10 protein-coding genes and 1 tRNA gene are annotated in these 11919 nt (G+C 65.3%); 5 read left to right on the forward strand and 6 right to left on the reverse strand.

All coding sequences use genetic code 11. The annotated features are described in order from the left end of the window. Window positions 1-123: 123 nt before the first annotated feature. Window positions 124-1338, forward strand: coding sequence for a tyrosine-type recombinase/integrase (locus tag AC5Y4H_RS17375; protein WP_499983490.1), 1215 nt, complete (start codon window positions 124-126; stop codon window positions 1336-1338). An 86-nt stretch (window positions 1339-1424) separates the two neighbouring features. Here the strand turns inward: AC5Y4H_RS17375 and AC5Y4H_RS17380 are convergent. Continuing rightward, window positions 1425-1498: transfer RNA gene (locus AC5Y4H_RS17380), tRNA-Leu, on the reverse strand. A 110-nt stretch (window positions 1499-1608) separates the two neighbouring features. Here AC5Y4H_RS17380 and AC5Y4H_RS17385 point away from each other — a divergent pair. Further along, the gene (locus AC5Y4H_RS17385; RefSeq protein ID WP_064952729.1) at window positions 1609-2226 is read left to right on the forward strand and encodes an ANTAR domain-containing response regulator; all 618 of its coding nucleotides are present in this window, start codon (window positions 1609-1611) and stop codon (window positions 2224-2226) included. A gap of 165 nt (window positions 2227-2391) precedes the next feature. On the opposite strand, the gene AC5Y4H_RS17390 is transcribed toward AC5Y4H_RS17385, so the two are convergent. Both AC5Y4H_RS17390 and AC5Y4H_RS17395 read right to left on the reverse strand, forming a co-directional pair. Continuing rightward, complete coding sequence (locus AC5Y4H_RS17390) at window positions 2392-3555, reverse strand: lipid-transfer protein (protein WP_499983610.1); 1164 nt, start codon at window positions 3553-3555, stop codon at window positions 2392-2394. A 35-nt stretch (window positions 3556-3590) separates the two neighbouring features. Further along, window positions 3591-4034 carry a Zn-ribbon domain-containing OB-fold protein gene (locus AC5Y4H_RS17395; RefSeq protein WP_499983492.1) on the reverse strand — a complete coding sequence of 148 codons (444 nt, stop codon included), beginning with the start codon at window positions 4032-4034 and terminating at the stop codon, window positions 3591-3593. A gap of 164 nt (window positions 4035-4198) precedes the next feature. Between AC5Y4H_RS17395 and polA the strand changes: the two genes are divergently transcribed. The 3 genes from polA (at window position 4199) to coaE (ending at window position 9775) form a co-directional block, all read left to right on the forward strand. After that, window positions 4199-6859, forward strand: coding sequence for a DNA polymerase I (gene polA, locus AC5Y4H_RS17400; protein WP_499983612.1), 2661 nt, complete (start codon window positions 4199-4201; stop codon window positions 6857-6859). A 246-nt stretch (window positions 6860-7105) separates the two neighbouring features. Further along, window positions 7106-8542, forward strand: coding sequence for a 30S ribosomal protein S1 (gene rpsA, locus AC5Y4H_RS17405; RefSeq protein WP_499983494.1), 1437 nt, complete (start codon window positions 7106-7108; stop codon window positions 8540-8542). 18 nt (window positions 8543-8560) lie between these two features. Next, window positions 8561-9775 carry a dephospho-CoA kinase gene (coaE, locus tag AC5Y4H_RS17410; RefSeq protein WP_499983495.1) on the forward strand — a complete coding sequence of 405 codons (1215 nt, stop codon included), beginning with the start codon at window positions 8561-8563 and terminating at the stop codon, window positions 9773-9775. Between the two features lie 7 nt (window positions 9776-9782). On the opposite strand, the gene AC5Y4H_RS17415 is transcribed toward coaE, so the two are convergent. From AC5Y4H_RS17415 to AC5Y4H_RS17425, 3 genes are all read right to left on the reverse strand, one after another. Then, entirely contained in the window at window positions 9783-10196 is a 414-nt protein-coding gene (locus AC5Y4H_RS17415) for a hypothetical protein (protein WP_499983498.1), read from the reverse strand. A 54-nt stretch (window positions 10197-10250) separates the two neighbouring features. After that, window positions 10251-11036: an Fpg/Nei family DNA glycosylase gene (locus AC5Y4H_RS17420; RefSeq protein WP_499983499.1), complete on the reverse strand. Its 786-nt coding sequence runs from the start codon at window positions 11034-11036 to the stop codon at window positions 10251-10253. A gap of 213 nt (window positions 11037-11249) precedes the next feature. Further along, window positions 11250-11834: a fasciclin domain-containing protein gene (locus AC5Y4H_RS17425; RefSeq protein ID WP_499983501.1), complete on the reverse strand. Its 585-nt coding sequence runs from the start codon at window positions 11832-11834 to the stop codon at window positions 11250-11252. Window positions 11835-11919 lie beyond the last annotated feature (85 nt).

The raw sequence follows: 11919 nt of genomic DNA on the forward strand, positions 1-11919 counted from the left end.
CGGCAACTACCAATTACGCTAGGCGAACGTCTGTTCGACTCAATGCCTGTCAACTCCGTTATCAACTCAGACTCCCAGGGACATCACGAAAAATCTGAACGGGTTTCTGCGGTACACTGCGGTATGGCCGTCACTCGGAATCCACGTGCGGGGATTGACGATCGCTGGCACAAAAAGGTCAAAGGCCCTGACGGCGCAATCCGCAAAGAACGATCGGCCGTCTACGGCAAGGTGAGCCGCTGGCGCGTGCGATGGGTGGACGACACCGGCCAGGAACACACAAAAGTCTTCACGCACAAAGAGGCCGCGCAGTCGCATCTCGACAAAGTGACTGCCGACGTCGTGAAGGGCGATTACGTCAGCCCACGGGCCTCGGCGGTGACGTTCCGCACGGTGGCCGACGAATGGCTCGCGGGGAAAGCCACGCGGAAGGCCAAAACGGTGGCGGGGTACAAGTCACTGCTTGACAATCTGATCCTGCCCGAGTGGGGCGATATGAAGCTCAAGGAGATTACCCACGGTGCCCTCCAACGTTGGGTCAGTGGGCTATCCGCCAACGGGTCTGCACGATTTGAGGGCAAGGGGCTGTCGGCCTCGCGGGTGGTGCAGGCGCACCAGTGCATGAACGCCGTACTCAAGTACGCCATACGAACCGACAGGCTGACAAAGAACGCTGCCGCAGGGATCGAGCTACCCCGCAGAACAGGGCTGGATCGCCGTTATCTCAGCCACGAGCAACTATGGGAAATCGCCAGCCACACTGGGCAATGCGCAAAGGGCGAGAGTTGGGGCAAGCTAGGACTGCTGACGCTCACGCTCGGTTACTGCGGCTTGAGATTCGGCGAGGCGATTGCGTTGCGGGCGAAGGACTTTAGCGACCAAACCATCACGGTTCGGGCGTCGGTGACCAAGGTGGCCGGCAGGGGATACGTGGAGGACACAACCAAGACGCACCGGACTCGCTGGGTGCCGGTTCCCGAATTTCTATGGGAAATGTTCGAAGACGAATCGATGTGGGGGCCGCTGCCCAAGGACCCTAACGCGCTCGTGTTCCCCGGCCGCAACGGTGGATACTTGACCAGTTTCGAATACCGCCACGTCTTCGACCAGGCCGCGGAAGACATCGGCATGGAGGGCTTGGTACCCCATGAGTTGCGTCATACGTGCGCCTCGCTGGCGATTGCCTCGGGCGCGAACGTGCTTGCCGTACAGCGCCTACTCGGCCACGCCACTGCATCGATGACGCTGGATTTATACGCCCACCTGTTCTCGGACGACCTGACTGCAGTGGCCAAGTCACTGGACGCTGCGGTCAGGGCCGGCGGGTGGTATGAGTGATGCTGCGGTACGGCTGCGGTATATACCAACTCGTTAGGACCCCGCATCGATTACCTAAAAGGCTTATTTACCTGGCAGTTCTCAGGTGCCCTCGGTGAGATTCGAACTCACACTGTACGGGTTTTGAATCCGTTTCCTCTGCCAGTTGGGATACGAGGGCGCGGCCTCTTACCTTAGAGGCAGCCTCCTACCATAAAGGATCGGGAGTGCTCAGCTGTGTCACCGCCCCCGAGGTCGCTGGTCTGAGGCGTTCACGACACAATATCCGTCATGACAGGCCCCACGACCGACACCGACGCCGCTGTGCCGCGCCGGGTCCTGATCGCTGAAGACGAAGCGCTCATCCGAATGGATCTCGCCGAAATGCTCCGAGAGGAGGGTTACGAGATCGTCGGCGAGGCAGGCGACGGACAGGAAGCTGTCGAACTCGCCGAGCGCCATCAGCCGGACCTGGTGATCATGGATGTGAAGATGCCGCGCCGCGACGGCATCGACGCGGCCTCGGAGATAGCCAGCAAGCGCATCGCCCCGATTGTGGTGTTGACCGCCTTCAGCCAACGCGACTTGGTGGAAAGGGCGCGGGACGCCGGCGCGATGGCCTATCTGGTGAAGCCGTTCACCATCAGCGACCTCATCCCGGCCATCGAATTGGCCGTCAGCCGCTTCAGTGAGATCGCCGAGCTCGAACGCGAAGTGGCGTCGCTGTCCGACCGGCTGGAGACCCGCAAGCTCGTGGAGCGCGCGAAAGGGCTGCTGCAGAGCGAACAGGGCATGACCGAGCCCGAGGCCTTCAAGTGGATTCAACGGGCCGCGATGGACCGCAGGACCACGATGAAGCGGGTGGCCGAAGTCGTTTTGGAGACCTTGGATCCGTCCAAAGACGCCTAATTCTCGGTCATGGGCTCCGACGACAGCCATCGATTGTGAACCCACGGCGTCGACTGTGCGGTGGGGGCGAAGAAACGCCGAGGACCGCCGCCGCGGTTGCACATTGAAAGCCTTGGTTACACAACACCAGCGCCCAAAGCCGTTGACCGCCAGCGGCCACAGACCCTAGCGGGCGACGATCACCGACGACCCATGCCCGAACAGCCCCTGGTTTGCGGTGACGCCGACCTTGGCGTTTTCGACCTGTCGGCCGGTGGCCTGACCCCGCAGCTGCCAGGTCAGCTCGCAGACCTGGGCGATCGCCTGGGCGGGAATGGCCTCGCCGAAGCACGCCAGCCCGCCCGACGGGTTGACCGGAACTCTGCCGCCGATCGTGGTGGCGCCGCTGCGCAGCAGCTCCTCGGCTTCGCCCTTGGCGCACAGCCCCAGATGCTCGTACCAATCGAGTTCCAGCGCGGTGGACAGGTCGTAGACCTCGGCCAGGTTCACGTCCTCGGGGCCGATGCCCGCCTCGGCGTAGGCGGCGTCAAGGATCTGATCCTTGAACACCCGCTCCGGTGCGGCCACGGCGGCGGTGGAATCCGTTGCGATGTCGGGTAATTCGGGCAGATGTTGCGGGTAGCGCGGAGTGACCGTGCTGACCGCCCGCACCGAAGGCACGCCGTCGAGCGAGCCGAGGTGCTTGCGGGCGAACTCGGCGCTGGCGACGATCAGCGCCGCCGCGCCGTCGGAGGTCGCGCAGATGTCGAGCTGGCGCAGCGGGTCGGACACCACCGGACTGGCCAGCACGTCCTCCACCGAGGACTCCTTGCGGTAGCGGGCATTCGGGTTCTGCAGGCCGTGTTGGGAATTCTTGACCTTCACCGCCGCGAAGTCCTCGGAGGTCGCGCCGTAGAGGTCCATCCGCCGGCGCGCGAGCAACGCGAAGTACACCGGATTCATCGCACCGATGAGGTGGAAGCGCTGCCAGTCGGGGTCGTTCTTGCGCTCGCCGCCGACCGGGGCGAATGCGCCCTTGGGCGTGGTGTCGGCGCCGATGACCAGCGCGACGTCACAGAAGCCGGCCAGGATGTGAGCGCGGGCGCTCTGCAGCGCCTGCGAACCGCTGGCGCATGCGGCGTAGCTCGAGCTGACCGGCACACCGTTCCAACCGAGCTTCTGGGCGAACGTCGACCCCGCGATGAAGCCCGGGTAGCCGTTGCGGATGGTGTCGGCGCCCGCAACCAACTGGATCTGCTGCCAGTCCAGCCCCGCCTCGGCCAGCGCGGCGCGGGCGGCGACCACCCCGTATTCGGTGAAGTCGCGGCCCCATTTGCCCCAGGGGTGCATTCCGGCGCCAAGGATGTAGAGCGGTTCGGGAGTACTCACGATGCGATCCTCCAAGCGTGCACGATGCGCTCCACACCGGCGTCGTCGGTGAACAGCGGCATCGTGGTCAGCTCCATGTCCATGCCAACCTTCAGATCGGCCGCCAGCGTGCCCTCGACCACCTTGCCCAGCACGATGATTCCCTCGTCGGCCAGCTCCACCGCGGCGATGGCGAACGGCTCAAACGGGTCTGCGGCCGGGTACGGCGTGGGTGGGGGATACCGATTCTCGGTGTAGCTCCACAACTTTCCCCGGGTCGACAACGCGACGGACTCTAGGGCATCGCTCGAGCACGCCGGGTTGGGGCAGTTGTTCTCCCGCGGCGGGAAAACGTAGGTCCCGCACTCGGGGCACTTGCTGCCGATCAGATGGGCGTTTCCGGCGTCATCGGTGGCGAACCACCCGTCGATCGCGGGTTCATGAGTGGTGACCTCGGGCACTGGGCCAGACTACCCAGCCCAAACGCAAAACTGAAACGTGTTGCAGTTCTGCTGGTGGCACGGTTAGGGCGCTCAGCCCGTCACACCGGGTGCTTAGAGTGAGATCCGTGCCCGCCACGAAAACCACTACGAAGGCCAGCGAGGAACAAACCACGCCGACGCTGATGCTGCTGGACGGCAACTCGCTGGCGTTTCGGGCGTTCTATGCGCTGCCCGCCGAGAACTTCAAAACCCGCGGCGGGCTAACCACCAACGCGGTCTACGGCTTCACCGCGATGCTGATCAACCTGCTGCGCGACGAAGCCCCGACGCATATCGCCGCGGCCTTCGACGTGTCCCGGCAGACCTTTCGGTCCGAGCGTTACCCGGAGTACAAGGCCAATCGGTCGGCGACTCCCGACGAGTTTCGCGGCCAGATCGACATCACCAAGGAAGTCCTCGCGGCGCTGGGCATCACCGTGCTCGCCGAGGAGGGGTTCGAGGCGGACGACCTGATCGCGACCCTGGCCACCCAGGCCGAGAACGAGGGCTACCGGGTGCTGGTGGTCACCGGCGACCGCGACTCTTTGCAATTGGTCAGTGACAACGTGACGGTGCTGTATCCGCGCAAGGGGGTCAGCGAGTTGACCCGATTCACCCCGGATGCCGTCGTCGAGAAGTACGGGTTGACGCCCCAGCAGTACCCCGACTTCGCCGCCCTGCGCGGTGACCCCAGTGACAACCTGCCGGGCATCCCCGGCGTGGGGGAGAAGACCGCCTCCAAATGGATCGGCGAATACGGGTCACTACAGGGGCTGGTGGACAACGTCGACTCGGTGCGCGGCAAGGTGGGCGACGCGCTGCGCGCACATCTGGCCAGTGTCATCCGCAACCGCGAGCTGACCGACCTCGTCAAGGATGTGCCGTTGGCGCAGACACCGGACACGTTGCGGCTGCAGCCGTGGGATCGCGACCAGATTCACCGGCTCTTTGACGACCTGGAGTTCCGGGTGTTGCGGGACCGGCTGTTCGAAACCCTGGCCGCGGTGGAGCCCGAGGTCGACGAGGGCTTCGACGTGCGCGGCGGCGCGCTGGAAGCCGGCGAGCTGGCCGTGTGGCTGGCCGAGCACAGCTCGGGCAAGCGGTTCGGCCTCGCCGTCGTGGGCACCCACCTGGCCTACGACGCCGACGCCACCGCGCTGGCCATCGTCTCGGCCGACGGCGAGGGGCGCTACATCGACACCGCGACGCTGGATCCCGAAGACGAAGCGGCGCTGGCGTCTTGGCTGGCCGACCCCGGTCCACCCAAGGCGTTGCACGAAGCCAAGCTCGCGATGCACGACCTGGCCGGGCGGGGCTGGACGCTGGCCGGTGTCACCTCCGACACCGCGCTGGCGGCCTACCTGGTGCGCCCGGGGCAGCGCAGCTTCTCCCTCGACGACCTTTCGCTGCGCTACCTGCGCCGCGAACTTCGCGCCGAAAACCCTCAGCAGCAACAGCTTTCGTTGCTCGACGACACCGAGGGCACCGATGAGCAGGCGGTGCAGACGCTGATCCTGCGCGCCGTGGCGGTGCTGGATCTGGCCGAGGCGCTCGACGAGGAGCTGGCCCGCATCAATTCCACCTCGCTGTTGAGTGGCATGGAACTGCCGGTGCAGGCGGTGCTGGCCGGGATGGAAAACGCAGGTATCGCAGTCGATTTGGATCTGCTCACCGAACTGCAGAGCGATTTCGCCCACCAGATCCGCGATGCGGCCGAGGCGGCGTACGCGGTGATCGGCAAGCAGATCAACCTGGGCTCGCCGAAACAGCTGCAGGCGGTGCTCTTCGACGAGCTGGAAATGCCGAAGACCAAGCGCACCAAGACCGGCTACACCACCGACGCGGACGCCCTGCAATCGCTTTTCGACAAGACCGGCCATCCTTTCCTGCAGCATCTGCTGGCCCACCGCGACGCCACTCGGCTCAAAGTCACCGTCGACGGGTTGCTGAACTCGGTGGCCTCCGACGGGCGCATCCACACCACGTTCAACCAAACCATCGCCGCGACCGGCAGGTTGTCGTCGACGGAGCCGAATCTGCAGAACATTCCGATCCGCACCGAGGCGGGCCGGCGGATTCGCGACGCTTTCGTCGTCGGTAACGGCTACAGCGAGCTGATGACGGCCGACTACAGCCAGATCGAGATGCGCATCATGGCCCATCTCTCCAAGGACGACGGTCTCATCGAGGCGTTCAACACCGGCGAGGACCTGCACTCGTTCGTCGCCTCGCGCGCGTTCGGCGTCCCCATCGACGAGGTCACCGCCGAGTTGCGCCGCCGGGTCAAGGCGATGTCCTACGGCCTGGCCTATGGATTGAGCGCGTACGGACTTTCCGCCCAGCTGAAGATCTCCACCGAAGAAGCCAAAGATCAGATGGAGCAATACTTCGCGCGATTCGGCGGAGTGCGCGACTACCTGATGCAGGTCGTGGAGCAGGCCCGTAAGGACGGGTACACGTCAACGGTCTTCGGCCGCCGCCGCTACCTCCCCGAACTCGACAGCAGCAACCGTCAGGTGCGCGAAGCCGCCGAGCGGGCGGCGCTCAACGCGCCCATTCAGGGCAGCGCGGCCGACATCATCAAGGTGGCGATGCTGGAGGTCGACAAGGCGATCAAAGACGCCGGGCTTACGTCTCGGATCCTGCTGCAGGTGCACGACGAGCTGCTGTTCGAGGTCGCGTCCGGCGAGCGAGATGCGTTGGAGGCGCTGGTGCGCGACAAGATGGGCGGGGCGTATCCGCTCGACGTCCCGCTGGAGGTCTCGGTGGGTTACGGCCGCTCCTGGGACTCCGCCGCGCATTAGCGCGCGTGCGCCGCACTCAGGGCCCCCGAGGGCGTATCAGCTGCTCAAACACCCGCCGAGCTGCGGGTACCGCCCGTGCACACCGAGCCGCTCCGCAGCCGAATTTGCCGCGGTGTCAAATTCGGGGCAACGGTTTGACCCGAATCGACGGCGCTGAGTTTGGCCACCATGTGCACAGTCGAGTAGCCTCGACAGGTAAATCCCAATTGTCCCTACGACCAAACCTGTCCGGAGCAACCCAACAACATGCCGAGTCCCGCCGTCACCTCGCCGCAAGTAGCCGTCAACGACATTGGCTCGAGCGAGGACTTTCTCGCCGCAATAGACAAAACGATCAAGTACTTCAACGATGGCGACATCGTCGAAGGCACGATTGTCAAAGTGGACCGGGACGAGGTGCTCCTCGATATCGGCTACAAGACCGAAGGGGTCATCCCCGCCCGCGAACTCTCCATCAAGCACGATGTCGACCCCAACGAGGTCGTTTCCGTCGGTGACGAGGTCGAAGCCCTGGTCCTCACCAAGGAGGACAAAGAGGGCCGCCTGATTCTCTCCAAGAAGCGCGCGCAGTACGAGCGCGCCTGGGGCACCATCGAGGCGCTCAAGGAGAAGGACGAGGCCGTCAAGGGCACCGTCATCGAGGTGGTCAAGGGTGGCCTGATCCTCGACATCGGGTTGCGCGGCTTCCTGCCCGCTTCCCTGGTCGAGATGCGTCGGGTGCGCGATCTGCAGCCGTACATCGGCAAGGAGATCGAAGCCAAGATCATCGAGCTGGACAAGAACCGCAACAACGTGGTGCTGTCGCGTCGCGCATGGCTGGAGCAGACCCAGTCCGAGGTGCGCAGCGAGTTCCTCAACCAGCTGCAGAAGGGCGCCATCCGCAAGGGCGTCGTCTCCTCCATCGTCAACTTCGGCGCCTTCGTCGACCTCGGCGGTGTGGACGGCCTGGTGCACGTCTCCGAGCTGTCCTGGAAGCACATCGACCACCCGTCCGAGGTTGTGCAGGTCGGCGACGAGGTCACCGTCGAGGTGCTCGACGTCGACATGGACCGCGAGCGGGTTTCGTTGTCGCTGAAGGCGACTCAGGAAGACCCGTGGCGCCACTTCGCCCGCACCCACGCCATCGGGCAGATCGTGCCCGGCAAGGTCACCAAGCTGGTTCCGTTCGGTGCGTTCGTGCGTGTCGAGGAGGGCATCGAAGGTCTGGTGCACATCTCCGAGCTGGCCGAGCGCCACGTCGAGGTTCCCGACCAGGTGGTTGCCGTCGGCGACGACGCGATGGTCAAGGTCATCGACATCGACCTGGAGCGCCGCCGAATCTCGTTGTCGCTCAAGCAGGCCAACGAGGACTACACCGAGGAGTTCGACCCGGCGAAGTACGGCATGGCCGACAGCTACGACGAGCAGGGCAACTACATCTTCCCCGAGGGCTTCGACTCCGAGACCAACGAATGGCTCGAGGGATTCGACAAGCAGCGCAACGAGTGGGAAGCCCGCTACGCCGAGGCCGAGCGCCGGCACAAGATGCACACGACGCAGATGGAGAAGTTCGCCGCCGCCGAGGCCGCCGGGCACGCCGAGCAGTCACCGGGCAACGGTGCTCCTCCGGAGAAGGCGGGCGGATCGCTGGCCAGCGATGCGCAATTGGCCGCTCTGCGGGAGAAACTCGCCGGCAACGCGTGACGTTTACCTGACCACGCCATGCTGCGTATCGGGTTGACCGGTGGCATCGGCGCCGGCAAGTCGGCGCTGTCGTCCGCCTTCGCGCAATGCGGTGCAGTCATCGTCGATGGGGACGTCATCGCGCGTGAGGTGGTTCAGCCGGGAACCGAGGGCTTGGCCTCGCTGGTCGAGGCATTCGGAAGCGACATACTGCTCCCGGACGGATCGCTGGATCGACCGGCGTTGGCGGCCAAAGCGTTTCGCGACGACGAGGCACGCAAGACGCTAAACGGGATAGTCCACCCGCTGGTGGGCAATCGCCGTTCGGAAATCATCGCGTCGGTGCCCGAGGATTCCGTTGTCGTCGAGGACATTCCGCTGCTGGTGGAGTCCGGGATGGCGCCGCTGTTCCCGCTCGTCGTCATCGTGTACGCCGATGTCGAGGTGCGGCTGCGGCGCCTGGTCGACCAGCGCGGCATGCCGGAGGATGACGCCCGCGCCAGGATCGCCGCGCAGGCCAGCGACGAGCAGCGCCGCGCGGTCGCCGACATCTGGCTGGACAACTCGGGCAGCACCGAGGACTTGGCGCAGCGCGCCCACGCTGTGTGGAACGACCGCATCGTCCCGTTCGCGCACAACCTGAGCGCGCAGCAGATCGCCCGGGCTCCGGCCCGGTTGGTGCCGCCCGACCCGAGTTGGGCGGACCAGGCGCAACGAATCGTGAACCGCCTGCGGACCAGCTGCGGTCACCGGGCGCTGCGGGTCGACCACATCGGATCGACCGCCGTGCCGGACCTCGCCGCCAAGGACGTCATCGACGTCCAGATCACCGTCGAATCCCTCGCCGTCGCAGACGAACTCGTCGAGCCGTTGCTGTCCGCCGGGTACCCACGCGTCGAAGGCATCACCGAGGACGTGGCCAAGGACGATGCCCGCAGCACGGTGGAACGGTACGACCACAAGGACGATCCGACGCTGTGGTTCAAGCGAATTCACGGCTCGGCGGATCCCGGCCGACCGACGAATGTGCACATTCGGGTGGATGGTTGGCCCAATCAGCAGTTCGCGCTGCTGTTCGTGGACTGGTTGACCGCCAACCCCGAGGCCCGTGCCGACTATCTGAACGTCAAGCGCGCCGCCGAAAAGGCCGGTGGCGGAGACACCGCGGCCTACGTCGAGGCCAAGGAGCCATGGTTCGTCGAGGCCTACCGCCGGGCATGGACGTGGGCCGACTCGACGGGTTGGAAGCCCTAGCCCGTATCTACGGCAATGGGGCGCCGCATTGCAGCGCCCCATTGTTGGGATCGCTGTTACCGGCCGCCGGCCTCACCATCTGGTCGGCCTGAACGAAAACGTTGTCGTCGGCGTCGATCTCGCAGTGCACATTGGCGGCGTAGGGGAAATGCAGCACAATCCTCAGGCCGGCTTGCGCCGGGTCGGGAAGCACGGTGTTGGCTTCGAAGACGTTGCCGGGCATGGACGGAAGGCCGGTGGTGCTCGTCTGACCGCCGTTGGTCACGAACGTGGCCTGACTACCGGTCGTCAGCGCGTCGATCCTGGCCCGATAGGTGATGTTGTGCAGATCAGCTCGTGCTGTCGCCGGATTCAGCTGGGCACCGACGGCGATGACGATCGCCGCGGCGATCACCGCAAACCTGCGGCCATGGGGGCTCATAGCAGCTGAGATTACGCCCACCGTCGCCCGGTCCACCAGGCTGTTCGGTGCGGGCTAGGGCTGGCAGTGCGGACACCAGAACGACATCCGGCCGCCGATCCGGCCCCGGCAGAGATGGGCACCGCAGCGCGGACAGTGCGGGTCCGGATCATCGCGTGCACCGGTGAGCCAGCGCGACAGGCCGGGGACCCGGCCGTGGCGTACCGCGGTGTGCAGCACTTGCGCCATTGCACGGTGCAAGTCCTTGACGTCGTCATCGCTCAACTCCGCAACGGGAAGGGTGGGCCGTAGTCTGGCCCGCCAGCAGATTTCGTCGACGAGCAGATTGCCGAGTCCCGCGATCACCGACTGGTCCATGAGTGTCGGCTTCAGCTGCCTGGCACCCTTGCCCCGCCCGCCAACCACGTCGCGAAACTCCCGCAGGCCCATCCCCAGCGCGTCGGGTCCCTGCGAACCCAACACGTCGGCGAGCGCGTCGTCGTCGGCGGCGAGCCAGACCCCCCGCAGCTTGCGCAGGTCGGCGTAGCGCAGCTCACCTTTGTCGAGCGACACCACCAGTCGCTCATACTTTTCCGGCTCGGCGCCGGCGTCGGCGTAGTAGGGGTGTCCGGTCATGCCACTGTGGATCACCAGCGTCGGACCGTCGGTCGGCAACATCAGCCATTTGCCGTGCCGGCGCGGGACTTCGAAGCGGTGCCCCACCAGACGCCGGGCCAGCGCGCTGGCGGAGGCGTTGCGCAGGATCCCGGGGTCCCGGACGTCTACGTGTTGAATCCGGCGGCGGGGCAAGGTTTTAGCAAGCTCGCGCCGGAACCCCTCGACGTCCGGCAGTTCAGGCACGAAGTTTCGCCAAATCCGCGCGGATGATCTCGCCGGCAGCACCTACGACAACAGGGCGCATGAGCGCCAGGATAACCCTCCAAGTGCGAGGCCTGACCGCTTGCGTGCGCCGGCACCCTCGTCAAAATCACTGGCCCACAGCGATTCGAAGAATTCGTCCGCGAGATACGTCGGTGCCTGTTGCGCGATGCGGCCGGCGGGCGGAAGCGTCCGCTACGCCGGTGGCATCAAGACGGTGTCGATCATGTACACCGTTGCGTTGGCGGTGGGCACGCCACCGCAGACGACGCCGGCGCTGTTAGCGGTCAGATTGGTGCCCTGGCCACTGACCGTCAGGTTGGCGCCCTGCAAAGTCTTGTGCGTTCCAATCACATTTGCCGGGCTGAGCTGACCCTGGACCACGTGGTAGGTCAAGATATTGTTCAGCATCGCTGAATTGGTTTTCAGCTGGTCGATCGTCGCCGGCGGCAGCTTGCTGAACGCGTCGTCGGTCGGTGCGAACACCGTGTACTGGCCGTTGTTCAGGGTGTCCACGAGATTGACCTGGGGGTTGAGCTTGCCCGAGACCGCCGCCGTCAGTGTCGTGAGCATCGGATTGTTGGACGCAGCGACGGCGACGGGGTCTTGCGACATCCCCTGCACCGAGGCTGGACCGTTGGGATGAGCGCTCGCGTAGTCGGCGCATCCGGGCCCGACCAGATCGGCCGCTGTAGCCACGGGGGAGGTGGCCACTGCGAAGCCCACGATGGTCGCCGCTGCAAGACCGCTGGCCGTCAGCGGCTTCTTGTTCACCTTCATCGGTTTCTCCTCACGATCGTCGACGCGACCCTGTGCCGCGTCATTCGCTCCTGCCATCGGAGATTCGGAGCGGTCACCCCTTCGG

The sequence above is a fragment of the Mycobacterium sp. NGS58 genome (assembly GCF_059812385.1).